This is a genomic window from Marinicella rhabdoformis, from assembly GCF_009671245.1.
GTDB classification, from domain to species: domain Bacteria; phylum Pseudomonadota; class Gammaproteobacteria; order Xanthomonadales; family Marinicellaceae; genus Marinicella; species Marinicella rhabdoformis.
In genome coordinates this window covers 678,852-704,056 of the sequence record NZ_VTFS01000001.1, presented here as the reverse complement: position 1 = coordinate 704,056, position 25,205 = coordinate 678,852, and the positions used below count along the sequence as shown (strand labels likewise).

The 25,205-nt window shown below is 41.1% G+C and carries 18 protein-coding genes; 9 read left to right on the top strand and 9 right to left on the bottom strand.

Translation table 11 applies throughout. The features are described from left to right. The first annotated feature begins 21 nt into the window (after positions 1-21). The 8 genes from FET73_RS03065 (at position 22) to FET73_RS03030 (ending at position 15,669) form a co-directional block, all read left to right on the top strand. Positions 22-1,764, top strand: a complete 1,743-nt coding sequence (locus tag FET73_RS03065) for a phosphoenolpyruvate carboxykinase (GTP) (RefSeq protein WP_154222436.1) — start codon at positions 22-24, stop codon at positions 1,762-1,764. 278 nt (positions 1,765-2,042) lie between these two features. Beyond that, a complete protein-coding gene (locus FET73_RS03060) occupies positions 2,043-4,646 on the top strand; it encodes a TonB-dependent receptor plug domain-containing protein (protein WP_246172636.1) in 2,604 nt (867 codons plus the stop codon). A 269-nt stretch (positions 4,647-4,915) separates the two neighbouring features. After that, on the top strand, positions 4,916-7,282 hold the full coding sequence (locus FET73_RS03055) for a B12-binding domain-containing radical SAM protein (protein WP_179952079.1): 2,367 nt from the start codon (positions 4,916-4,918) through the stop codon (positions 7,280-7,282). After that, positions 7,282-8,829 (top strand): tetratricopeptide repeat-containing sulfotransferase family protein, encoded by a 1,548-nt coding sequence (locus tag FET73_RS03050; protein ID WP_154222434.1) that lies wholly within the window; start codon positions 7,282-7,284, stop codon positions 8,827-8,829. Before FET73_RS03055 ends, FET73_RS03050 begins: the two co-directional genes overlap by 1 nt. Next, entirely contained in the window at positions 8,822-9,766 is a 945-nt protein-coding gene (locus tag FET73_RS03045; protein ID WP_154222433.1) for a hypothetical protein, read from the top strand. Before FET73_RS03050 ends, FET73_RS03045 begins: the two co-directional genes overlap by 8 nt. After that, positions 9,763-10,890, top strand: a complete 1,128-nt coding sequence (locus FET73_RS03040; RefSeq protein ID WP_154222432.1) for an NADH:flavin oxidoreductase — start codon at positions 9,763-9,765, stop codon at positions 10,888-10,890. Before FET73_RS03045 ends, FET73_RS03040 begins: the two co-directional genes overlap by 4 nt. Then, a complete protein-coding gene (locus FET73_RS03035; protein ID WP_179952078.1) occupies positions 10,890-11,600 on the top strand; it encodes a methyltransferase family protein in 711 nt (236 codons plus the stop codon). The genes FET73_RS03040 and FET73_RS03035 overlap by 1 nt, the downstream gene beginning before the upstream one ends. 160 nt (positions 11,601-11,760) lie before the next feature. Continuing rightward, the gene (locus FET73_RS03030) at positions 11,761-15,669 is read left to right on the top strand and encodes a S8 family serine peptidase (protein WP_154222430.1); all 3,909 of its coding nucleotides are present in this window, start codon (positions 11,761-11,763) and stop codon (positions 15,667-15,669) included. A 517-nt stretch (positions 15,670-16,186) separates the two neighbouring features. Here FET73_RS03030 and FET73_RS03025 read toward each other — a convergent pair. The 8 genes from FET73_RS03025 to FET73_RS02990 all read right to left on the bottom strand — a co-directional run bounded on the left by FET73_RS03025 (position 16,187) and on the right by FET73_RS02990 (position 21,157). Then, positions 16,187-16,759 carry an outer membrane beta-barrel protein gene (locus FET73_RS03025; RefSeq protein WP_154222429.1) on the bottom strand — a complete coding sequence of 191 codons (573 nt, stop codon included), beginning with the start codon at positions 16,757-16,759 and terminating at the stop codon, positions 16,187-16,189. Beyond that, a complete protein-coding gene (locus FET73_RS03020; protein ID WP_154222428.1) occupies positions 16,756-17,199 on the bottom strand; it encodes a hypothetical protein in 444 nt (147 codons plus the stop codon). Before FET73_RS03020 ends, FET73_RS03025 begins: the two co-directional genes overlap by 4 nt. Continuing rightward, on the bottom strand, positions 17,196-17,744 hold the full coding sequence (locus FET73_RS03015; protein ID WP_154222427.1) for an ABC-type transport auxiliary lipoprotein family protein: 549 nt from the start codon (positions 17,742-17,744) through the stop codon (positions 17,196-17,198). Before FET73_RS03015 ends, FET73_RS03020 begins: the two co-directional genes overlap by 4 nt. Next, positions 17,741-18,595 (bottom strand): MlaD family protein, encoded by an 855-nt coding sequence (locus FET73_RS03010; protein WP_179952077.1) that lies wholly within the window; start codon positions 18,593-18,595, stop codon positions 17,741-17,743. Before FET73_RS03010 ends, FET73_RS03015 begins: the two co-directional genes overlap by 4 nt. 80 nt (positions 18,596-18,675) lie before the next feature. After that, positions 18,676-19,500, bottom strand: a complete 825-nt coding sequence (locus tag FET73_RS03005; protein WP_154222425.1) for an ABC transporter ATP-binding protein — start codon at positions 19,498-19,500, stop codon at positions 18,676-18,678. A 2-nt stretch (positions 19,501-19,502) separates the two neighbouring features. Then, the gene (locus FET73_RS03000; RefSeq protein ID WP_154222424.1) at positions 19,503-20,294 is read right to left on the bottom strand and encodes an MlaE family ABC transporter permease; all 792 of its coding nucleotides are present in this window, start codon (positions 20,292-20,294) and stop codon (positions 19,503-19,505) included. A 1-nt stretch (position 20,295) separates the two neighbouring features. Then, entirely contained in the window at positions 20,296-20,601 is a 306-nt protein-coding gene (locus FET73_RS02995; protein WP_154222423.1) for an STAS domain-containing protein, read from the bottom strand. Next, the gene (locus tag FET73_RS02990; protein WP_154222422.1) at positions 20,594-21,157 is read right to left on the bottom strand and encodes a peptidylprolyl isomerase; all 564 of its coding nucleotides are present in this window, start codon (positions 21,155-21,157) and stop codon (positions 20,594-20,596) included. Before FET73_RS02990 ends, FET73_RS02995 begins: the two co-directional genes overlap by 8 nt. 154 nt (positions 21,158-21,311) lie before the next feature. Between FET73_RS02990 and FET73_RS02985 the strand changes: the two genes are divergently transcribed. Beyond that, positions 21,312-22,685 carry a hypothetical protein gene (locus FET73_RS02985; protein WP_154222421.1) on the top strand — a complete coding sequence of 458 codons (1,374 nt, stop codon included), beginning with the start codon at positions 21,312-21,314 and terminating at the stop codon, positions 22,683-22,685. Between the two features lie 109 nt (positions 22,686-22,794). Here the strand turns inward: FET73_RS02985 and FET73_RS02980 are convergent, their stop codons facing one another. Beyond that, positions 22,795-25,203, bottom strand: a complete 2,409-nt coding sequence (locus FET73_RS02980; RefSeq protein ID WP_154222420.1) for an FG-GAP repeat protein — start codon at positions 25,201-25,203, stop codon at positions 22,795-22,797. Positions 25,204-25,205 lie beyond the last annotated feature (2 nt).

Here is a 25,205-nt window from a genome sequence, read left to right as displayed (position 1 = left end):
TTCACCGAAGGTTTTGTCACCATGCCTACCACAAATCAAGTATTGGCCGATTGGGTCAAAGAAGTGGCCGCCCACACCGAAGCAGATCAAGTTTACTGGTGTGATGGCAGCGAAGCAGAAAATCAAAAATTCAATCAAATGTTGTTGGACGATGGTACGTTCAAGCAGCTGAATCAAGAAACTCACCCCGATTGTTATTTACATCTTTCAGATACGGAAGATGTGGCACGTGTGGAGCATTTAACCTTTATATGTACTGAGCAAGAAGCCGATGCGGGTCCCAATAACCATTGGATGGCTCCTGCTGATGCGAAAGCAAAGATGGACGACTTATTCAAAGGGTGCATGAAAGGCCGAACCTTATATGTCATCCCTTATTGTATGGGCCCAATTGACTCACCTATTTCTCGTTGTGGTGTTGAGATTACTGACAGTGCCTATGTGGTTCAAAACATGCGTTTAATGACACGCATGGGTAAAGGTGCATTGGCTCGCATTGAGCGGGAAGGTGGTTTTGTTAAGGGCTTACATTCTACAGGTGAATTAGACCCTAATCGCCGATTTATCATGCACTTTCCAGAAGAGTTATCTATCATGAGTTACGGCTCGGGTTATGGTGGTAACGCATTGTTAGGCAAAAAATGTCATGCATTGAGAATAGCCAGTTATCAAGCCAGACAAGAGGGCTGGTTGGCAGAGCATATGTTGATTTTGGGCATTAAAAATCCTCAAGGTGAACAGTCTTATGTTGCCGCTGCTTTTCCTTCTGCTTGTGGTAAGACCAATTTGGCCATGTTAATTCCACCAGAAGGCTATGTTAAAGATGGTTGGGAAATCAGCACCATTGGTGATGACATATGTTGGATGAGGCCAGGTGAAGATGGTCGTTTGTGGGCGATCAATCCCGAAGCGGGCTTTTTTGGTGTGGCCCCCGGTACTTCAGAAGGTACAAACCCCAATGCATTGGCTATGCTCTACAAAAACACGATTTTCACCAATGTGGCTGAAACTGAAGACGGGCAGCCCTGGTGGGAAGGTTTAGATGACAGGACGCCAAAAACAGACTGGAAGGGTAATCCATTCGACGGGTCGGGTCCAGCAGCTCATCCGAATTCAAGGTTTACGGTTTCAGCAAGCAGGTGTCCAAGCTATTCTGAACAAGCTGAGGCTGCGCAAGGTGTGCCCATTGATGCCATTGTTTTTGGTGGCCGCAGGGCAAGTTTGGTACCATTGGTTACCGAGGCGCGCGACTGGGCTCATGGTGTGCTGATGGGCGCAACGGTGGCATCAGAAACCACAGCTGCGGCAACAGGTGAAGTGGGCATTGTGAGACGTGATCCTATGGCAATGAAACCATTCTGCGGTTACCACTTTGGAGATTACTGGGGTCATTGGTTAAGTTTTTCAGACAAAGCCACTCAGCTTCCTAAGGTGTTTACTGTCAACTGGTTCCGTAAAGATGAGCAAGGAAATTTCATGTGGCCTGGATTTGGCGATAACATGCGAGTTTTAGAGTGGATCATAGCTAGATGCAAAAATAAAGTGTCTTCCAGTGAATCTGCGATTGGAGGCTTGCCAGAAGTGAAAGATTTAAACTTGAATGATTTGAGCATGGATGAGGACATATTGAATGATTTGTTGGCGGTTGATCGAAAAGGTTGGCATGCAGAAATGGATTCGGTTTCTGAGTATTTAAAGTCATTTGGTGATCGTGTTCCATCGTCTTTGTTTGAACAAGTTGAAACAGTAAAAGATAAGCTTTAAAAAGAGTACTTTCAAAAGCCATAAAAGCCCAGTCAAAGATGATTGGGCTTTTTTTTTGCGCGAGAATTGATGGTTTTAGTAGGTGGTGTATTAATAGGTGTACAGACGTGCTTGAATTTCGGCGTTAGAATTGTGTTAAGAAATGTTAAGAAACTGTGAAAAAAGATGAATTGAAGCTTTTTTTTAATAAATTAAAGTGTTAGTATGTGCCGGATAGGGAATCTATATAGATAAATTTTTAGAGTTAACTCATGGATAACAATTTGGAGAACATATAAATGAAAATGAAACGTAATCCTATTACTGATGCTGTACAAAAAGCATTATTTACAGGTTTTATCGCTTCTTCTGCTTTCGGTACTGTTGCAATGGCACAGGAAGACGAGAGTGTAGAAGAGCAAGGTAAAATTACTGTTACAGGTTCGCGCATTAAACGTTCAGACGTTGAAGGTGCATTGCCAGTAACTGTAATTTCTCGTGAAGAGATTGAGTTGTCAGGTGAATCATCTGCTGCTGACTTTTTACGTAGCTTAACTTTTAACAGCACAGGTTCTTTCAGACCACAGTCTGGTTCATCTGCGCAAGGTACATCTTCAATCAGCTTGAGAGGCTTAGGTTCTTCAAGAACTTTGGTTTTGATTGATGGTCGTCGTTTACCTAAATCACCTTCTACAGGTGGTGACCAAGATTTGAACACCATTCCTGCTGGTGCCATTGAAAGAATTGAAATTCTTTCTGACGGTGCTTCTGCGGTATACGGTTCTGATGCGATTGGTGGTGTTGTAAACATCGTAACTCGTACAGATTACGAAGGTGCTGAAATCATGTTGGGTGGCGCAGAAGTGTCTGTACCTAAAAATGGTGGTGAAAGAGAAGAAGGTTCTATCGTATTCGGTGCCGCTGGTGACCGTTCACGTGTGATCGCTGGTGTATCTTGGAATGGCCGTGAAATCGTATTTGCACGTGACTTCCCTTGGTATCAAAGAGGTGTTACTTCTTATGGTAACAACATGGAAAGCTGGTTCTTGAATGATCAAGGAACTTATGACATTCCATTCCAATCTCTACCTGGTGGTGCTTGTGACCAACCTGGTGCATACTATGAATTGCCTTTAGCGAGCGGTTTGGTTAACTGTAGTTTTGACTTTGCATCAGTTTCAGCTGATGAAGCGTCAACTGACAACCAATCTTTCTATGCTAAAGCGTCTTACGACATCAATGACAACTGGCAGTTGTGGTCTAATATCTCTGTTTCTGAAACAGAATCGTTTGGCCGTTATGCACCTGTTCCAGATTGGGCATACGTTGGTCCAGACAGCAACAACAATCCTACAAACCCTAACTCTACGCACTATGCGCCAGAATTAGGTGTTCCACAACAAGCCATCGCTGTTTACCACAGATTTGATGCCTTGGGTAATCGTGACAGCACCGTGACTAACCGTTTGACTAATTTCCAAATGGGTTTCACTGGTATGGTTGGTGCTGCTGAAGTTGAAATTGGTGTTACACGTGCTAACAACAGAACTTCTGACATCGGTCGTAACTACTTGTTGCGTTCTGCTGCTAAAGATGCCATCAACAACGGTTCTTATGATTTGTGGGCTCCATACGACAATGATCCAGACGTGTTAAACGGCATGAAAGTTGTTATTTCACGAATTGGTCGTTATGACCAAGATGAAGTGTTTGGTTCTGTAGCCTTCGACTTGTTCGATATGGCTGGCGGCCCTGCTTCAATCTTTATTGGTGCTGAGCAACGTAATGAGAAATATTCTGATCAATACGATTCATTGTCAGAAGCCGGTCAAATCGGTGGCTCAGCTGGTAATTCAGCTGCAGGTACTCGTGACATTACATCTGTATACTTCGAAACTTTAATGCCTGTATTGGATAACTTAGAAGTTTCTGTTGCTGGTCGTTGGGATGATTACTCTGATTACGGTGATGATTTCTCTCCTAAAGTTTCTGTTCGTTTCCAACCTTTGGATAACTTGACTTTGCGTGCTTCATACGGTGAAGGTTTCCGTGCGCCATCTATGGATTTATTGACTCAAAAAGAATCATTCTCTGCTACCAGTGTGAATGATGATCCAAGTTGTGTTGCTTTGGGTGCTGCACCAGGTTGTATTTTACAAGTTGATTCTTACTCAATTGCCAATCCTGGTTTAGAGTCTGAAACTTCTTCACAATACTCTGTTGGCTTGGCTTATGAGCCAACTGATTGGTTCAACGTAACTTTAGATTACTACAACATCAACATTGAAAACAGAATTCGTGCTTTCTCTGTAGCTTACTTGTTGCAATTAGAAGAAGCGGGTGATCCTTTACCTCCAGGCTTGTCAATCGCTAGAAAACCTTCTGGTGCCATTGATGAAGTTTACTTCGGTTTTGGTAACCAAGGTGAAGTGGATAACTCAGGTTTGGATTTAAACATGCGTTTCACTTATGACTTATTCGGCGGCAACATGAGCACCAATGTAATGGTATCTCACTTGTTAGACGTTTCAGTTGATGGTGGACGTAACAATGTTAAAGATCCAGGTACACCTGCTGATCGTATGGTTATCTCTAACTTGTACTCTTACGGTGATTGGAGCTTTGCTTACAACATGAACTTGATTGGCAACCAATATGACAGTGTCACACGTGATGACAATGACAACTTGGTTAAATCAGGTAATGTACCTACTTGGGTAACGCATGATGTTCAATTGAACTACCATGCTCCTTGGAATGGTAAATTCACTTTAGGTGCTAGAAATGTTGGTGAAAAACTGCCTCCTATTGGTTTAGGTGCTGTAGGTTCACGTGACTATGACTTCTTCTTATATGATGGTTTCGGTCGCACTACCTACTTCAGATACACTCAAACTTTCTAAACAAAGTTTAAGTATTTGAATTAAAAAAAGGCGTACTTCGGTACGCCTTTTTTATTGTCTGATTTTTGTGTTAAATCATTTATAATGTATGCATGTCTAATGGTGTGAACATTTTGGAATTTAATCGAAAGTACAATATTATTTTTAGAAAGGGCCAGATGCTGGCCAGCCAAATATCAGGTCAGGGACCTGCATTTGCATTAATTTCTTTAGATTTATACATAATTAATAATTTGTCATCAGATACATCGATAACATGTCAGTCTGTTATGAATGACACATTGGTTAAGTCTCTACATCCTAAGTTAAGCGCTCAACATGTTGAGCAAAGGGTGTTAACGCTTTTACAAAATCAAATTTTGTTAATTGGTGACGATCATATAAATGATGATGAATTGACTTTGGTTAATTTCGAACCAAGTCAAAGGCCTATTACAGGTGTTTTTGGGGTTTCAATGAACTTTTCACTCCAACATTACCGTGGAAAATGGCTATATTGGAATGCCAATAAACGTTGTTGGGTATTATTAAATTCAAATCATATTGAAATTTTATCTCAATATATTATTAATGGATTTTCTGATAAATTCACATCATATTTTGCTTCTATGTATTCTATAGATGAATTGCAAGGATTGGTCTCAGGTTTTGTTGGTCAAGGATTGTTAATACCGTTAAAGAAAAAAGCGTGTGAATTGACTGAAAACAGCATCTCTGAAAAGTTACCAGGTATTGCATTATCATCAGATCAAGGCTGGAAAACGATCCAACCTGATGAACGCATACCTGTATATTTTGTCCCTCACATGAAAAACCATTACCCATTGGCGTTGGGTGTTTTGTTTTCAGCTCTAGAAAATCATAATGGCGGGTCTTTGACTGAAAAATTTCAACTGGTACCCATATGCTATATGAAACCAAATGAGTTTTTAAATGGACCTTACCGAAAGTTTAGACAAGGTGTGTGGTTGTTTTCTAATTACATGTGGTCTTTAGACATTAACATGCAAATATCTGAAGCAATTAAGAAACAAGACTCACGAAATTTGACTATTCACGGTGGACCCAGTACGCCTGAATATGCACAGGCAAGTCAAGATTTTATGGCACAATTCACCAGTGTAGATATTTCAGTCCATGGTGAAGGTGAAGTAGCCATTATTGAAATATTAGATAAAATATATAAAAATGAACATGGAAAAACCAGCTATGATGAAACAGATTTGTTTGAAGTGTCTGGAATCACTTACAGGAGTTTATTAAACCCACATCATGTCAAAAGGACATCAGCTAGAAAAAGAACGGCACAACCCGATTTTGCACCGTCACCCTACTTATCAGGTTATTTTGCTGGGTATGGCGCAGAGGTTGATGCTGCCATTATTGAATCGAATAGAGGTTGCCCTTTTGGCTGTACATTCTGTGACTGGGGCTCCGCCACTAATCAAAAAGTCAGGAAATTCGATTTAGAACGAGTTAAACAGGAAATTGATTGGATAGCTAAAAATAAAGTTCGTGTATTGTGGATTGCTGATGCCAATTATGGTTTATATGACAGAGATATTGAGCTATCTCAACACATAGTGGACACCAAAGCCAAAACAGGATATCCACAGGAAGTGGTTGTTAATTACACTAAAAACTCGACTTGGCGGTTGGTTGAAATCATAAAAATATTTACTGCAGGAGGTATCATAAGCCAAGGGATTATTTCAATTCAAACAACAGATGATAAAACCCTAGAGGTCATTAACAGAAAAAACATTAAAACTGAAAAGTACGATGAATTAACTAAAGTGTTTTATGATTTGAAACTTCCCTTGTCTACAGACTTGATGCTTGGTTTGCCTGGTATTACTGTTGAGGCCTTTAATAAAGACTTACAGCGGTATATTGATATGGATGTATCGGTTAAAGCTTATCCAACTCAGCTACTTCCAAACAGCCCAATGGCAGATCCTGAATATATAGAAAAATATCAAATTAAAACCGACAAAAATGATTTTTTGATTGCTTCTTTTTCCTATACTGAACAAGACCTTCATTGGATGAAGGGAATGTATCATATGTATACCATTGCAGATGGTTATGGGTTGTTGAGGTATGTAATTCGTTATTTGCAATGGGAACATGGTATTCGTGCTGTTGACTTTATCAGTGACTTGCTTAAGTTCGTTAATGGCAATCCAGGTCAATATAACAAAATAACTTGGGCTGTTCGTTATTTTATCAATGACAAGTGTATGCCGGGTGGTTGGCATAATTTTTACGCTCAAATTGGTGAGTACATTACGGCTACTTATGGTATTGAAATGGACTCAGGGTTTGAAACTGTTTTTACAGTTTCTGAAGTCAGTATGCCAGATGACACCATAAGGTATCCTGTTGAAAGGAATATTGCACACGATTTTACAGCTTATTTTACGGCCAAAACTCAAAATACTGATCACGCTGAAAAACCATTAGATCACTATCCACCTTCGAGATTTCATGTGTCAGACCCGAATAATATGGTGGCCATTGATATGAACTATATGCAATATGACTCGCATCAGTATTTTTGGGAACTACACTCAGATGTGGCCAGACCAAAATCAACATCAGAATTTGTTGATAATAAGTTGGAGACCGTTTGATGCAATCTATTCAAATCGAAGTGGATCAGTTACTGGCTCAAAAAAAATATCAAAAAGCATTAAAAAAAGTTAAAGGGTGGCAAAAAAAACAACCTAAATCAGAAGAGTATGTACGTTTAGAAGGAATTGTTCATCTGCATCAAAGGCGTTTGTTGTTAGCGGAAAAGTGTTTTAAAAAGGCACTAAACATGAAGCCAGATTATGTAAATGCCATGTCAAATTTGGCTTTTATTTATTATGCTAATAAGAAACATAATAAAGCGGCATCAGTTTTGAAAAAAGCAATCGAAATTAAACCAGATGACATTGAATCAAACAACCAGTTAGCTCATGTGGCCACTGCCTTGAAAGATTGGACTTTGGCAGAACGCCAACACAGAAAAACTCTAGCCATTGAACCGAGGCACATGGAGAGTCTAGTAAACCTTGCCATGCTATTAAAAAATAATGGTGATATTGAACAAGCCACAATATTCTTTAGAAAAGCGCTGGATATCAACCCATTTCAACCTGAAATATATTGGACTTTAGCGAACCTAAAAACCTATACCTTTTCTAAAGAAGAAAAGTTGATAGTTGAGCAAATGATTGAAAAAACAAGTGACTATAAAAAATTGTCAGCTTTGTATTTTACTAAAGCCAGATACCTAGAAGATGATGGTAATTATGAGGAGTCGTTCAATGCTTTGAAGCAAGGAAATGCGATAAAGTTTAATTCCTTCAAAAAGCAGGAAACAGATTGGGATAAATTATTATGTGACATCAAAGCTGTTTTTACACCAGAGTTCGTTGAAGATAATCAATGTCAAAAAGAGTGTGAAAGTTTGCCGGTATTAATAGCAGGAATGCCCAGGTCTGGTTCAACTTTAATAGAACAAATACTGGCATCCCACAGCAAAATTACTGGTGCATCAGAGTTAGAATATTTAGGTGAATGGATTGAACAACAAGAAAAAGACATAGGTCGAAGCTATCCCAGTGTGTTTTCGTCAGGTGGGAAAATTGTATTTGAACAACTGTCACAAAACTATCAACAGTTAACTAAGCTTTGGTGGGATGAATCAAAGTGTTTTACAGACAAAAACCCTGCAAATATTTTATATGTAGGTGCTTTTTTGATGGCTTTTCCGAAAGCTAAAGTGATTCACAGCAAAAGAAATGCAATGGACGTGTGTTTAAGTGCTTTTAAACAAAATTTTGAAAAAGGTAATGAATACAGTTTCAATTTGCATGAATTGGTTGCTTATTATAAGTTTCAAGAATCATTGGCCGATTTATGGAAAAGTTTATTTCCAACACAAGTGATTTCAGTAGAGTATGAGTCTGTGCTTGCGGATATTAAGGCAGAAACGATAAGAATACTTGACTTCCTGGGTTTTGATTACGAAGAGGCTTGCTTGAGATTTTATGAAACCAAAAGGTCCATAAGAACGGCCAGTGCAGGTCAAGTAACTCAGAAGTTGTACCAATCGGCTAATCAACACTTTAAAAAGTATGGTGATTCTTTAACAGAATTAGCGAAGTTACTGGAATATGACCATGGATGATCAAAAAAGTCATTGGTCGGCTTATTGGAAAACGGGTTCGTTAACCTCTTTGCCCCAAGACTTCAAACGGAATTATGATGGTGAATTGGCAGATTTTTGGGGGGGCGCTTTGAATGAATTGCCACAGTCAGCAACTGTTGTTGATGTATGTACTGGTAATTTAGCACTGCCCTTGTTGTTCAGTCAGTTAAATGTGCAAGTTAACAAACAGCTCAATTTAATGGCAGTTGATTTGGCACGAATTGAAAAATCTGACATTATGAAAGCATTTCCTGAGGTGTCTTCATATTTGGATGGCATAACAGTGTTTGATGAAACGGCGGTGGAAGCGATTGACGAAAAAATTGATCAGCCCGTTGATATGATTACCAGCCAATATGGGTTGGAATATTGCGAAACGTCGATCATTGCACCTCAAATATATCAATTATTAAAGCCAGGTGGTTGTTTGGTCTTTGTTTCACATGCTACAGATACGGATATATTAAAGTCCATGAAATCTGAAAAGGAAGCGTTTGATATATTACAAAAATTAAAGGTTTTCTCTGTATTGAAATCATTTGGTGAAGGGCGATTCCAGCCTGCCTACTTTCACAAACAGTTAACAAAACAATTGCCTGCCATTCACCAAGCACTCATCAAAAAACCCATGCAATTACTTCAAGTATTTCATCAAGCATTAGGTGGTTTGTCTCAATTATCATTGGATCAAATTGCAACACAGCAGCGGGCTGTTAAACAATTTTATCAACAGCAATGGATGGCACAAATGCGGGCCGCTGACTTGCTGTGGGTGTCAGAAAAAATATCAAACAATCCCGAGTGGTATCTGGCATTTGAGGCTGCTGGGTTGGTACTAGAAGAGCAAAAAAATATATGGTACAAAGGCAAACACAATGCCGGTACCTCTTATAAATTCAGGAAGCCCACAAAATGAAACATAACACAGAAAAAAGTAAAAGGGTCTGGCAACCCAGTCAAATTCTAAACCTCAAAATTAAAAACAGGGTCGTAATGGCACCGATGACACGAAGTTTTTCACCAGGGCATACTGTTACAGAAGATGCGATTGCTTATTACCGCAGGCGTGCTGAAAATGGTGTTGGATTGATCATTACAGAAGGTACTTGTGTAGGTGTGCCTGAGGCCAATGGATATCCAGATGTTCCTTTTATTGCAGGTGAAGCAGCGTTGGCTGGTTGGAAAAAAGTGGTTGATGCTGTACATGAAGTGGGTGGAAAGATTATGCCTCAATTGTGGCATGTTGGCGCCGTCAGAAAACAATGTCTTCAACCAGATGAAAGTGTTCCAGCATACAGCCCTTCTGGTTTGTTAGGCCCAGGGAAGCCGCATGGGGTGGCAATGACTTTAGCAGACATCAAAAGAACACAAGACGCCTTTGTTCAAGCTGCTATAGATGCAAAATCCATTGGTTTTGATGGTGTTGAGCTGCATGGCGCTCACGGCTATTTGATTGACCAATTTTTTTGGCAAGGCACAAATACACGCGATGATCAGTATGGTGGCGATGTCTTAGGCAGAACGAGGTTTGCCTGTGAAATAGTTAAGAGGATAAAAGCCGAAGCGGGCGAAGATTTTCCTGTGATATTGAGGTTTTCTCAATGGAAACTACAAAATTATGAAATTAAATTGGCAGAAACACCAGAGTCTTTGGCAGCATTTTTAGCGCCGTTAGTTGATGCTGGGGTGGATGTGTTTCATTGTTCTTCTCGTCGATTCTGGGAACCTGAGTTTGAAGGTTCAGACCTTAATTTGGCTGCTTGGACGCAAAAGCTATCAGGTAAACCATGTATAACAGTTGGTAGCGTGGGTTTAGATGACAGCTTTGTTGATGAAAAGTCACGTGACATTGCGCAAGGCTCAAAGGTATCAACAGATAAATTAGCGCAACTGGAAAAAAACATTGAGTCATGTGTTTATGACTTTGTGGCTGTCGGACGATCAGTCTTGCATGATCCGGAATGGGTTGGCAAGTGGCAACAAGGTGCATTCAGCGAAATGAAGCCTTACACTGCCAAAGCGCTTCAAAAACTATACTGATGGATCTCTCTGAGTCATTTCTTAAACTGAGGGCGTTAACTCAATATTTAACAGAAGATTTATTGGGTGGTCCCAAGTTATGGAAGTTTGCTTGGATCATTAATTTTCAAAAAGCCGGCACATTATTTTTTGTGTTGGCTTTGATGTACTTCTATCAAAATTTCAGAATTGAAAGTTGGCTATACCTCGCCTTACATGGTGGTTATGGCCTGGTCTGGTTGATTAAAGACCTGTGCTTTCCAGATAAGGCATGGCAGCAAAAAATCACATTTGCAGGCGGTGTTATGTCATTTTTTGGTGTGCTGTTTTGGTATTGGGTCATGGCCTGGTTACTGATTTCCAGACCTGCTGCTCCTAACTACCCACTTGACGGTTCTTTGTGGCTATTTATGTGTACCATTCTGTGCTTGATTGGCTGTGTGGTCATGGTGATTGCGGATGCGCAGAAGTTTTACACATTAAGGATCCAGCAAGGTTTGATTAAGGATGGTATTCACAGGTATGTCCGGCATCCCAATTATTTAGGTGAAATGATGATTTATGGTAGTTTTGCCTTGTTAGTTTGGCACTGGCTGGCTTTTTTAATTGTCACATCGATTTGGTTGCTGGTTTTTTTTCCTAATATGATTGCCAAAGAGCGCAGCTTAAGTCGTTTCCCTGAGTGGGAGAGCTATAAAAAATCATCAGGTTGGCTTCTCCCTTTTCTGTGACATAGTCAATACTTTTTATTCAAACATAATATTTGATATTAGAAAATGTTATGTGTAAGATGAATGGGTTTAACGCGGTAGTAAAATAACAATCCCACGCGCTTAAATTTCAGTACACACCGTGTGTATCAATCATCAATAAAGATAGGAGAGGACACTTATGTCAAAAAATAAATTCAATCCTGTGTTAACGTCAGCACTATTTGCAACTGTGTTTGCAGCTGGTGCAGCATCGGCGGGCCAGGTTTATAATCAAATTCCTGAAAATGTAGGGCCAGCCAGCCAGCTCGCTGCCAACATTTACACATCACATGATATGGCTCCGGCAAATAGCCAGGGTCAATATCGTTACATTTTAAGGTTCAAAGAACCTGCCTTGGCTTTGTATAAGGGTACTGGAGCGTTTGCTGCTCCGGTTAGGCAGGCTAACGGTAAAATAGATGTTAATGGTGCTGAGGCGAGAAATTATGTTTCCCATTTAAAAAGTCAGCAAGATTTATTTGCCAGTCAATTGTCTTCTGTTTTAGGAAGAACAGTGACACCTGTTTATCAGTTGCAATATGCATTTAATGGTATGGCTGTTTACTTGGATCCTTCAGAGGTCAGTAGTGTAAAACAATTGAATCAAGTGGCAGACATCAGAGCTGATAAAGACTATGAGCTTGATACTGATGCAGGCCCAAGAATTATCGGTGCAGATAATGTTTGGCTTGGAGACGCCCCAGCTGCAGGAGCTGCAATGGGGGAAGGTATGGTTATTGGTACCCTGGATTCAGGGACAAACTTTGATCACCCCTCCTTCGATGCTATGGGTGGAGATGGTTATGTTCACAACAACCCATTAGGCTCAGGCAATTATTTGGGTGTTTGTGATGCGGGCAACACAGATCAGTATCTTGCAAACTACACCTGTAATGACAAATTAATCGGCGGCTATGATTTTGTTAATGGCTTGGAACCTGCGGGTGCGACTGAAATTCCTGGACCTGAAGATGAAAATGGACATGGTTCACATACATCATCTACATCAGGTGGTAATCAAACTGATGGTGACTTTAATGGCGTCACTGTTCCAGTTAGTGGTGTGGCGCCTCATGCCACGAATGTGATATTTGATGTTTGCTATGAAGATGATCAAGGTCGTGGTTTGTGTCCAGGTATCTCCTCAATGATGTCTGTAGATCAAGCCATTGCAGATGGTATGGTTGATGTCATTAACTTTTCTATCGGTGGTGGTTCCTCTCCTTGGGAAGATCCAGTTTCTCGGGCATTTGTTAACGCCACTGAAGCCGGTATTTTTGTTGCAACTTCGGCAGGTAACTCAGGTCCAGGTGCAGGCACTTTGGGACATGTTGAGCCATGGACTACATCAGTTGGTGCAACCACTCATGACAGAAGAGTTGAATCTTTGTTAAATATTGGTGCGACACCCGCATTGCAAGATATCGGTTATTTGTCTAGTGCTGATGGCCCTGGAGTCACTTCTCAAATCACTGGTGAATTGAGGTGGGGCGAAGATGTTGACCCAACCAACAGAGATGGATGTAATCCATGGGCAGCTGATGCATTTGATGGAGAAGTGGCTTTTGTAGATATTTTTACATGCCCTTTTGCACAAAAAGTTGTTCATGCGACAGATGCCGGAGCGATTGCAGTTGTTGTGATGAGTAATACTGACACAAACTTTTTTATGGGTGGCATGGGAGCGACAACAGTTCCTTCAATGACGATTCCTAAAAGTTTAGCAGAAGCTGCTGTTACTGAAATGGCGGGCGGCACATTGCCAATCGTTATTAATACAGCGACAGTTTTATATGATGGTCAGGCAGATGTCATGGCTGGTTTCAGTTCACGTGGCCCCAGTGGTTTCGAATATAACAAGCCAGACGTTTCAGCTCCAGGTGTAAGCATATTAGCGGCATACGATGATGACACAGTAGCCGTAGATGGCGGTGCAGAATTTGCAGCCATTTCCGGTACATCTATGGCTTCGCCACATGTGGCCGGTTCGGCTGCATTGTTGAGACAGTTGCAACCTACTTGGACACCTATGGAAGTCAAGTCAGCATTGATGATGACGGCTAAAAAAGCGGGCAACACCAAAGAAGATGGCATAACACCAACGGATCATTTTGATGATGGCGCGGGTAGAATTCAAGTAGATGTGGCGTCTTCAACTGGCTTGGTAATGCATGAGTCAGCATTCAATATGTTGCTAGCAGATCCTGATAATTTTGGTGATCCAAAAACCATCAATGCACCTAATTTAACTAATTTCAATTGTATTGATACATGTAGTTTTGAAAGAAGTTTGAGAAGTGTGGCTTCTGCTCCTGTGACTTACAATGCGTCTTTGGTTGATATTCCTGGTACTGTTAATCCTGCTCAATTCACTGTCAATCCAGGTGAAACTGTTACATTGGATATTGAAGTGAATGGCGCGGCTTTACCACCAGGTGCAACTTCATTTGGTGAGTTGATGATTGCTGAACAGTCTTCATTTGGTGCTCCTAATCCTTTCAGTATTGCTAATTCTATTGATATTACTGATGGTGGATATGTTTTTGGAGATGGTAATGCTGCCATGTCATGTGAAGATGTGGTGGTTTCTGGCATAACTTCGAGTTCATTAAGCGCGAATGTAGAACTGGGTGCCTCTCATACTTGGGTTGGAGACATGACTGCTAAATTAATCAATCCTGATGGCGATGAGTTGGCGCTGTTTTCACGTCCAGCTTTCCCAGCAAGTTCATTTGGTACCTCGTCAGACTTAGCTGGAACATCTCCAGTAACTTTTGTTGACGGCGGAGCAACCGATGCTGAAGCTATGGGAGCCGGAGGTGGCGTTATTTGTCAAGATGATGGCTTATGTGAATACTATCCAAACCCTGATGAAGAAACTGCATCGGTTGCAGACTTTTCATCCATTTTAACTGGCACCATTAATGGTACTTGGCAAATTTGTGGTGGAGACGCTTTTGATGATGGAAACGGTATAGGTGGTACAATCGATACTGCCACGTTGAATATTTCAGAAGGTGCCGCCCCATCAGTTCCAGCACTACATATGCCTGCTGTGATCATTGGCTTCCCCAATGCACCTGAAATTGATGTAACACCAACTTCATTGGCTGCGACCATTGATGCAGACATGACCACTGATTTAACCCTTAATATCGCCAATTTAGACTCGGCTGGAGCAGATTTGAATTGGATGGTTAATGATACTGGTAAAACTGGTGAAGTCGATCAAGTGTTGTTAGAACAACTGCAAACAGGTTTAGGTAATGGTATTGTCAGTGATTACTTCGATGATGGTGTGACTAATGGTGGCGCATATTCAGCTGATGATTTTACCTTAGCAGCTGATACAACTATTGATGGATTCTTCTTTGACGGTTTCACAAATGGTACCAATTTAGCAGACGAAATTTCATCATTTTCAGTGTTGATTTATCCAGATGCCGCTGGTGCTCCTGCAGGTCATCCAGAAGATGGTGGTGGTACTGAGATTGCAAGCGTTACTTTATCAGTTGGAGATTATCGTTTAAATCTTTCAGATGGTCTGGGTTCTGTATATGTTAACTTAGCAGATGCTTTAGGAGGCAGTCTTGATTTAACCGCTGGGACATACTGGGTGGTTGGCTATGCGAACTTTACTGGCGCAAATCGTTGGAATTGGTTTACAGGTACACCTGGCGGTACCGTTGCTAAATTGGTTGATCCAACGGGTATCTTTGGAGCTGCCTCACCTAATTGGTTAATTATTTCTGATTTGACTGGAGATACCGATTTTGATGGCTTAGCGTTCAATGCGCATACTTTGAAATCATGTGGTGCTTCTTGGTTAAGTGTTGACACATCATCTGGTGTATTGTCACCTGGCAGTGATATTGACGTAACAGTAACTTTAGACTCAACTGGTATGATGCCAGGTGTTTATGAGGCTACTTTGTGTATTGACAGTGATGACTTAGATGAAACCAGAGTGGCTGTTCCAGTAACTTTGACAGTTGATGGTCCAAGTGACTTAATCTTTGCCAATGGTTTTGAAGCACCGGCTCCCTAAGCGGTACTGAAAAACTAAGAAATAAAAAGCACGGCCTTCGGGTCGTGCTTTTTTTTTGGCCTACATGGATGTAGGCCCTCAGCGGAGGCAGGATGCCGGCAGCGGAGGAGACAATGGATGTAGGCCCTCAGCGGAGGCAGGATGCCGGCAGCGGAGGAGACCATGGATGTAGGCCCTGAGCGGAGGCAGGATGCCGGCAGCGGAGGAGACAATGGATGTAGGCCCTGAGCGGAGGCAGGATGCCGGCAGCGGAGGAGACAATGGATGTAGGCCTTCAGCGGAGGCAGGATACCCGCAGCCATGCTTACCCGTAAGTGAGAAGTGGTGTGTCAATACTGAATGACAATGAGGTAGTAGAATCAGTTTCTGACTGAAGCTGTTTAATTGTAGGAAAATAACTGCATATGCAAATGAACGGGGCAGGTTGTTCAGTATCAATTTGCTGTTTAATAAATCAGTCTACTATCTTAAACAAAATCAGCAAAACAACTGAGACAATTTGAATGTGCTAAATACCTCAGTCGCCAATCGGTACGATGATGCCTATGGTGAATTGGCCATCTCCAAAGCCATCTTGTCCGGGTAAGTCTGAGTTATTGGTATCAAGACGTGAACGGGCCTCTGCCCTGATGCGGACGCCATTGCCTGCGAAATACCAAGAACCACCAACGGCAAGGTTTACTATCATGTCAGTACTTTGGACAGAGTCTGGGAAGCGAGAATCGGAATATATAGCGCCCAATCCGACGAGGAAGTAAGGTTTCCATAGGGGGTCATGATTGGTGTACATGAAATTTACACCTGTGGCGTAATGCTTGAGGTCATAATCAATATCAAAATCATATTCATCACGCATCACTTCAAATTCTAATGCCCAATTTTCAGTAAAATGTTTACCTACTCGGAGGTCAATCACCTGTGCTTCATTCAATCGGATGTCATCATCAGGGACAACCACACCTAAATTGGCATTCCAATAAAGCCTGTAATCGACTTCATTGAACATCAATGCGGGGTCTTCTTCTTGTGACCAAGCTGATAAGCTGAGTAAGCAGCCTATGCCTGAAAGTGTCAATAATTTTGAATTCATGACAGTGTTTTTAATTTTTCCCAAACGGCACGTTTTAATTGAGGCTGGTCATTCATGTCTTGTAAGCTGGATAAATGCATTTTATCGGCATCGTCTTTGACAGTGATGTCATCGAAAATCAAAGTTTTCTTCGGGTGTGCATAATGTACAGCCTTACCTTTATAGGTGATGTGATTAAACACGCATTCATGGCCAATGGCTTGTAATATTTTTACTAACAGCCTGAATTCATTTTTTTCAAGTGTCGGCTTTGGCATGGCAGGTTTTGGCATGGCGGACTCTGTAACGGCTGGCTTGCTCTGTTGGGCTGCTGGTATTACAGGTGTGTTGACATCATTTTTTTTTGCAACAGGTGCATGCTTGTCATGCCTGGATGCTTTTAATTGTAGCGGTAGTATACCCAAGTGTTTTTGTAAATCAGGGGTGAGTATTAAGGTCATAAAGTGAACTCTAACTGATTGAAAATTTCAGATATGGCGGCATTGATGGCAGAGGCAAAGGCCGCGTAACCATCACCATTGAGGGTTTGCATACTGGATAAATCTAATGTTTTAAGCAGTGACAAATCAGGTGCAAATAATTTAAATGTCATGTGTACATGGGCTTGATTATCATCCTTTTCAAAAGCTTTTATGCTGCTGTGTAACTGGTAATAATCTGAGTCTGAGGGTCTGTTTGTGGTGACCGTTTGCCATTGGTTCGATAAGTGTTTTTGTAATTGTTCTTGGATTAAAATTTTTGGTGACTCAATCCATGTGTGGTGTGACAATTGTTGTAGTGCACCCTCATTGTCTGTTGCCACCATGGGTCTGTTGCCTAATATGCTGTAAGCTTCCGGTCTTTTTATCCACAATGTATATGGGTGGGTGTTTGCAGTGTTTGCGTGCACAGGCAGTTCAATGCGGTAATATTTTTTGATTGCTGCGGGTTTAGAGCTGCATGCGGAAAGGGTGGTTAATAAAATCAATAAATAAGTTAATTTCATAAGTCATCGTCTCCTTGCTCTTTTGAAAATATCAGGGTGGCGGGATTTTTACGCACTGAATTAGTTACTTCATTGAGGTTCATTGAAGCGCTTTCAATTTCATTGAGGATGGTATTTAATTGATGAGATGCATCTGTTGAGGTTCTGTTCAAAGTGGCCAGCATGCCAGCAACAATGGAGTCATCATCCGTTACAAGTCCGCGCGCATCTGTTATCAAAGCATCGATGTTATTCATGCTCTTGTCTAATGCCTCCAGGCTTGCTTTCATGTTGTCAGAAAGTTGATTCATGTTTTCTAGAACCAAGCTGATGTTTTTTGTGTTTTCTTGGTTTAAAACTTGTTTAGCCGATTGGGCAACTTGATTCAAATTGGCAGTTGTGTCTTTAATGTTTTGCATGATTTCAGGCAAACCGTCATCTACCTGCTTGGTGATGCTGTCAAGTCGGGTGTTCAACATGTCGAGCATGGGCTTGATTTGATCTTCTGTGATGTCGGTGATGTCTTCCGAAACCTCACCTAACTGAGCAAACAAATCTTCGGGCATGCGACCAGGAATAATATCACCAGGTTTAAAGAAGCTGCTTTCTTTACCTGCATTGATGTTGATAGACATATCAGCCAGTAGTCCTGCTGATTGAATTTGGGCGTTGGCATCGGTGCGTATTTGCCAACCTTGTTGAATGGTATAACTGACTTTAAACATCAATCCAGACGGTTTGGCTTCTGGTGTGATGTGTTCAACTTGTCCTATGCGGTAGCCTTCATAGTAAACAGGTGTACCAAAACTCAAGCCGGTCACATTGTTGTAATAGCTGTGGTATTCTTCTACATCACCGGATTTCCCAGTCATTTTGACCATTGCCATCAGGGTAAGCACGGTAATAATGAGGGTAAATAGCCCGACCCAAAAATAATTGCTGACTGTTCGTTTCATGATAGTGTGTAATTTTCTTGTGTTAATCGTTTTAAATAATCGTCTGGTTTCAATACATCATGTCTTGAACGCCGCTCTAGTAAATCTTTGACTCTTTTAATTTCTGACTTTTTAATTTCTTCAACTGTGCCAGTAATGAGGTTTTTACCCTGATCCAATACGGTGATTTTATCCGCAATTTTAAAAGCCGAGTCCAACTCATGAGTCACCACAACCATACTCATGCCCATGGTGTCCCGTAATGACAGAATAAGGTCGTCAATTTCGGAAGACACAACTGGATCTAGACCTGCTGAAGGTTCATCAAAAAACAGCAACTTGGGGTCCATAACAATGGCACGAGCCAAAGCCGCTCTTTTGATCATGCCACCGGATAATTGTGAAGGCAATAATTTATGGAAACCACCCAAATTGACCACTTCCAATTTCATTCTTGAAATGATGCGTATGGTGTTTTCGTCTAAATCTGTAAACTCTCTTAAAGGGAGGGCAACATTTTCTCCGACACTCATAGATGAAAACAAGGCGCCGCTTTGAAAAGACACGCCAATGTCTTGCTTTAAGGCCAACTGTTCATTGAAGCTGATTTTTTGTATGTCTTTACCCAGTAATTCTATCTGACCTTGGGTTGGTTGATATAATCCCAATATGTGCCAAAGCAGGGTGCTTTTGCCAGAACCTGAACCGCCCATGATGACCCTGATTTCACCTTTTTTAACATCTAAATCTAAACCATCCAATATTTTTCGGGCGCCATAGTGTGTCACTAAGTTTTCAACTTTGATGACGGTTTCAGTCTCTTTTGTGGTTGTAGGATTCATGTTTATTGAGTCAAAAAGTAACTGGCGATCATATCAACCAGTACAATAAATGAAATAGAAATCACCACTGCAGAAGTGGTGGCTTTACCCACACCTTCAGCACCACCTTTGACGTGAAAACCAGTGGTTGCTCCTACCAAAGCAATGATGATGCCAAAAGCCACGCTTTTGATCAAACCCTGCATCACATCATTGACCACCAAAATGTTCAAAGAGTCATGGAGGTAAGCCATCAATGACATGTCTAAGGTGCCAATACTGAATACCGCACCACCGACTATGGACATAAAATCTGAGCATATTACCAACAATGGCATAGAAATCATCAAGCCTAATAAAGGGGGTAATACCAAATAGCGAACAGGCACAATACCCATAACGCGCAGTGCATCAATTTCTTGTGATACAACCTGTGAACCAATGCGAGCCGCAATCGCCGCACCGGAACGGCCAGCAACAATCACGCCAGTGATTAAGGGTGCAAATTCGCGGGTCACTGATTTGGCGATGGCACGCAACACTTCAGATTCTGCACCAAAATCTGATAAGGCATAAAGCAGTTGAATAGACAACATCATACCAACCACAAAAGACAAGGCCAAAACAATCGGCAAGGCATCGAAGCCATTGACCCTCACTTGTTCAACTATCTGATGAAAGTGAACTTTTTGCTTATATCGTCTGCCAACAATCAGCCAATAAAAACTGTCCCAAAACAATCGCACAGCAAAGCCAAACTTTTCAATTGCTTGGGCGCTGGCCATACCGATTTTTTCAATTTGCTGAATGATCATCTTATTTAATGGTAAACACCTGATCTAAACGGGCCAACTCAAGAATAGACTTGACTTGGTTGCTGGGGTGAGACAAGCTGAATTTTTTGTCATTGCTGTTGGCTTGTTGTAGCCCTTCCACCAACGCGGCGATACCTGAAGAATCTATATAAGAGACTTCTGACAAATTAACTGTAACTACATGTGCACCTTTGAGTGCGCCTAATATGGTTTTTCTTAATTCAGCCGAATTTGATAAATCCACCTCACCAGAAACAAAGATGTCACAGACATCATCCTTTTTTTCAAATCGTATCAATTCACTCATGATTTAATGTCACCTTTTTGATGATGATAGGAACCACTGGCACATTGGGGGCGTCCAGTTTCGAATTGTATTCAACCGGTTCGTTATTGATTTGTTCTAATACATCCATGCCCTCAATAACCAAGCCAAAAACCGTATAGCCCCAACCTTTGGGATTGGGATCCAGGTTGTTGTTGTCATTCATATTAAAGTAAAAACTGGTGCTGGCAGAATGGGGGTCGTTGTAGCGAGCCATCGCAATGGTGCCACGGTTGTTTTTTAGGCCATTACCAGATTCATTCATGACCAATCCACATGATTTGACTTCCGACCCATCGCTTTTGAAGGCGGCTGTTTGAATCACATAATCTTTGACCACACGGTGAACCAAGTTGTCATCAAGCGCTTTATTGTTCAAGTGGTAGAGAAAATGATTGACTGTGGCCGGTGCTTTTTGTCGGTCCAGCTCCACCACTATATTACCCTTAGATGTTTCAAAAGTGACTTCTGGAAACAGGGCGTCGGGAAACAGATCATTGGCTGGACAGGTATCAGCTGCCATTGAATGTGAAGTCATGAGCAAGCACAACAAGCTCACACAGTTGAAGATGGGTTTGTATTGATGCGATCCTTTCATACAGTTTACTTTTTAACTAACCTTAGCCATTGTACTAAAAAAATCACTGGTTTGTGTGAAAACGAATGGCAAGAGGATGGGTTGGTGAAGTATCATGCCGGTTTGTGTTAACTCAGATTATAATTTGCGAAACTTTCTGAAACAGTTGGCTCCGAGTTTGGTGCTGTTTGCCCTTTGGTGTTTGTATGTGGTGGCATATTATCCGGGCTATATGACATTCGACTCTAAGGTTCATTTTGATCAAGTGATGTCAGGAGGGTGGACCACATTTCAACCTGTTGTTTTCTTGGGCTTGTGGAAACTCACGCACACACTGATAGCTGGGCCTGCTGGTATGTTTTTGTTGCTGCTCTCTGTTTTTTCATTGGGCGTGCATTTGTTTGTCAATACCCTTGGAATCAAGTGGTGGCAGAAAGTATTGGCTGTGGTCGTGGTTATGTTGGCACCAGTTAATGTGATGTTGCTACCGCATGTTTGGAAAGACATCGCCTTATTGGCTTTTTTGATGCTGTCATTGGGTTTGTTTCAAAAATCTATTCAAAGTTCAAATCGAGTATTAAAAGTGATGGCATTAATCAGTTTGGGTTTGGCCATGTCGTTTCGCTTTGAAGCCGTGTTATACCTTTGGCCGATGGTTTTTTATTTTGTTTGGCCAACCTCAAATGGTCTAGACACGAGCAGGAAATACCTGATTGTCAGAACGGGTGTGAAGACGATGGCTTTCATTGCTGTGGTTTTTGTTAGCAATGCCTTGATGTCACAAATTTCAGGGGCCAAGAAAATCACCCTGTGGCCAACCATGGCTTTGTGGGATCTGGCAGCTGTTTCGATTGAAGTCGATGAAAACTTGTTGCCTGCTTTCGTTTCTGGCCCCAGCATGACGGTAGAAGATTTGACTCAAGCATTTGAACCTTGGAGTAATGTGCCTTTGTTTTCTAGAACCAAAGCGGGTATCAACACGGGGATTGACTTGCCTTATTCTGATGAACAATACCAAACTTTGCGACAAACTTGGCTACAACTGCCATTCAACCACAGCCAAGCTTACATAAAGCACCGCTGGCGTGTGATGATGGAGTTACTCAGGATAAATGAATCAAAAGACAGCCCTGTGGCTTTGTACTACAACCATACAATGTCGAAATACAATGGCACATACCCAAAGAACGACAGCCAAGCGAATGTAAAAATTGAACAAGTGTTAAAGGCCGCTGTGAAGGGTTTTTACAGCAAACCATGGTTTTATCTGTTGCTGGGTATGCTGGCAGTGCCTTTGTTGCTGAAAAAACAGGGTGGCCAATGCAAGTGGCAAAGCAGCGGTTTGGCAAGGGCTTTAACAGCGTGTATTGTATTGAATGTGTTGGTGATGCTGTTTCTGGCACCTGCTGCTGAATCCAGGTACTTGATCGTGGGGATGAATTTTAGTTTGTTGTTGTGGTTTTTTGTGTTTTCAACAGATCCATCTTAAGCTGTCCCTGATTGATGGCTTGCCATTCTATATGTTGTGATAGAAAGTAGTTTTATGGTAGAAGTGCCAGAGCTCATAATATTGAGAAGATGATTGTGAAGTTTTGTTTTTATTTTGTTTCAAAACCAGAGTAATAAATTAAGTCTAAATCCAATAAGTTTATTTGAATGATGGCCCCAGAAGAGGTGCCTTGTTTTTTTGCACGAAGCGCACCAACAAAAACAGTATTGCCCTCTGCTTGTATAGAAGAGCCGAACGTAGAGTAAAGGTTTACTAGATCAGAATTCAAGCCCATAAGTTTGGGCCAACTCTGTTCTTCATTGTTTGCATAAATCTCTACAGAAGATTCTGGATAATATTGATCTAGCTTTAAGTTAGAGGGCGCTCCTACAAAAATAAAATCAGGAGTTAGCTTAACTGAAAAAGCGAACTGATGGCGTGGATGTTGTTTACTGGGCAATAAAGTTTTTTTAAGTTGCCATTCATTATTGATGTCTTCCTTATAAACCAAAACAGCACCGGGGTGATCATCATCATTTGAATTGGAATCGGCAAGACAGGAGACAGCCAATGTGACACCGTCAAAATCAAAGGTATTTGCACAATGTAATCGGTAGGCTGGTGTGTCTGTACGGCTAACACTATTGGTTAATTGCCATGAGTTTTCTAGGAATTGATAACTAAAAATGATTTCATCACTCAGTTCGTTAGATTGGGTATTATATTGGCTGCCAGCAATAACAACGGTATCGTTAACTATTTTAACCTGTTGGCCAAATTGGTTGTTGTGATGTGGAGAATTGTCAAAAGCATGATTTTTTTGCCATTGTCCATTGAGAAAGTCATACAAATAAGCGTTTCTGTCAGATGAGATAACAGCTCGGTTGTTTTCTATTGAAATTGACTTTCCAAATTCTTTTTCAGAGACATCATCAGAATAGAAATACCCTTGGTAAGTCCATTCCTTATTCTCGTTAACAAAAAAGAACACAACGCCTCTACCATCATATGCTTCTTCTGCATCTGCAGTCTTGACCCCAAGCAACAGATGTTGGTCATTGTGGGCTATTGAAAATTTATCCTGTCTAAGATAATGATTTCCCAGGTCTCCAGTGATTGTGAATGAAAAAGTTTGTTGAAAATCATTTATTTGTTCAAAACAAATTAACTTGACACTGTTGCTGTCATTATCAACTTTGCTCATGGTGCAAAGTTGTTGGTTATAAAGGCTTAAGGCGCCTCCAAAATATCCGTAGGAATTGCCTAATGGGGTGTCTAAATAATTCTGTTGAGACCACTCGTTTGGTTGTTTGACGAAATGAGCTACAGCACCTGATTGGCCAGCAACATGACTTTTTTTATAGCTTCCTATTAATAGGCTTTCGTCATTAAAATAAATTGATGTGCCAAACCTTTCTAAACTCCAGTCCGATTCTGGTGTCAGTTTGGTTTTTTCTTGCCATTGGTTATCTGTGAACTGATAATGGTATACTGAACCTGTTTGACTGTATCCAGTATCGTCTTGATTGGCCCCAATCATAAGGTCATTGCCATTTAAGGCTAAAGCACTTCCAAACCAAGCACCTGATTCAATATCATTGCTGACAAGTTCTTGAGTTAACAACCACGTGTTTTCGACTTTTTGGTATGAGTAAACTTTACCTGTCCAGCTTTCATATCTTGTATATGGAGATCCAATGATTAAATGATCTGAGTTGCTTTTTATAGTCAACCCAAAAGACCCTCCAACTACATTTACAGGTGCTATACTTTGATTATATTGCCAATGGTCGTTAACTAAGTCATATACAAATACAGACCCCACATCATTATGGCCAATTGCCGCGATAAATACTTGGTCGTTACTTGCATGAATATTAGACCCAAATTCACTCTCCCACTCTAAAAAATCGGGCTGAAGCGTTTGGTTCAGAGTAAATAGGTTGTTTTCTAGTTTATAGATATAGGTGGCACCTAAATCATTTTTGGGAGCACTAAAACTGTTTTCCCACGGCGCACCGATGAACAGGTAGTCACTGTAAGCTTCAAGACTGATTCCAAAGTGAGACTCATAGGCTGGAGTTGGGGCTTTAATCTTTTGAATAAATTGCCAATTACCTTCTAGCATTTTATAAATATAGACTGAACCTGAAACTGTTAATGTATCATCATGATATGCTCCAACAAAAAGCATTTCATCGGTCAGTTTTACTGAGTAGCCAAAATAGCTTCCGGGTGTGGCATCTGGTGCTTCTATAATGGAGTGTAGTTGCCAGCTATTATTGATGTATTCATAAAAATATACCACTCCCATGTATTTTGCTTTACTCGCCCCGACGGCCGCAAAATTTTGATTAGCAGAAATGCTAATCCCAAATTGATCGTTGCTACCAGCTATGCCAGCAACTTCTTCGTCGAGAAGAAGTTGCTCGGTATGGCTGTGATTGACTGAGAGTTGACTGGCATAGGTAAAACAGCTAAACACTAGCAATAAACAAGCAGCTAAAAGTTTATGCATTT

Excerpts from the sequence above, each read along its gene's own strand:
- FET73_RS03040 (WP_154222432.1), top strand. The coding sequence starts at position 9,763 with ATGAAACATAACACAGAAAAAAGTAAAAGGGTCTGGCAACCCAGTCAA.
- FET73_RS03010 (WP_179952077.1), bottom strand. The coding sequence starts at position 18,595 with ATGACTGGGAAATCCGGTGATGTAGAAGAATACCACAGCTATTACAAC.
- FET73_RS03000 (WP_154222424.1), bottom strand. The coding sequence starts at position 20,294 with ATGATCATTCAGCAAATTGAAAAAATCGGTATGGCCAGCGCCCAAGCA.
- FET73_RS03055 (WP_179952079.1), top strand. The coding sequence starts at position 4,916 with ATGAATGACACATTGGTTAAGTCTCTACATCCTAAGTTAAGCGCTCAA.
- FET73_RS03025 (WP_154222429.1), bottom strand. The coding sequence starts at position 16,759 with ATGAATTCAAAATTATTGACACTTTCAGGCATAGGCTGCTTACTCAGC.
- FET73_RS03060 (WP_246172636.1), top strand. The coding sequence starts at position 2,043 with ATGAAAATGAAACGTAATCCTATTACTGATGCTGTACAAAAAGCATTA.
- FET73_RS03020 (WP_154222428.1), bottom strand. The coding sequence starts at position 17,199 with ATGACCTTAATACTCACCCCTGATTTACAAAAACACTTGGGTATACTA.
- FET73_RS02995 (WP_154222423.1), bottom strand. The coding sequence starts at position 20,601 with ATGAGTGAATTGATACGATTTGAAAAAAAGGATGATGTCTGTGACATC.
- FET73_RS02990 (WP_154222422.1), bottom strand. The coding sequence starts at position 21,157 with ATGACTTCACATTCAATGGCAGCTGATACCTGTCCAGCCAATGATCTG.
- FET73_RS03005 (WP_154222425.1), bottom strand. The coding sequence starts at position 19,500 with ATGAATCCTACAACCACAAAAGAGACTGAAACCGTCATCAAAGTTGAA.
- FET73_RS02980 (WP_154222420.1), bottom strand. The coding sequence starts at position 25,203 with ATGCATAAACTTTTAGCTGCTTGTTTATTGCTAGTGTTTAGCTGTTTT.
- FET73_RS03045 (WP_154222433.1), top strand. The coding sequence starts at position 8,822 with ATGGATGATCAAAAAAGTCATTGGTCGGCTTATTGGAAAACGGGTTCG.
- FET73_RS03030 (WP_154222430.1), top strand. The coding sequence starts at position 11,761 with ATGTCAAAAAATAAATTCAATCCTGTGTTAACGTCAGCACTATTTGCA.
- FET73_RS02985 (WP_154222421.1), top strand. The coding sequence starts at position 21,312 with ATGCCGGTTTGTGTTAACTCAGATTATAATTTGCGAAACTTTCTGAAA.
- FET73_RS03065 (WP_154222436.1), top strand. The coding sequence starts at position 22 with ATGCCTACCACAAATCAAGTATTGGCCGATTGGGTCAAAGAAGTGGCC.
- FET73_RS03050 (WP_154222434.1), top strand. The coding sequence starts at position 7,282 with ATGCAATCTATTCAAATCGAAGTGGATCAGTTACTGGCTCAAAAAAAA.
- FET73_RS03035 (WP_179952078.1), top strand. The coding sequence starts at position 10,890 with ATGGATCTCTCTGAGTCATTTCTTAAACTGAGGGCGTTAACTCAATAT.
- FET73_RS03015 (WP_154222427.1), bottom strand. The coding sequence starts at position 17,744 with ATGAAATTAACTTATTTATTGATTTTATTAACCACCCTTTCCGCATGC.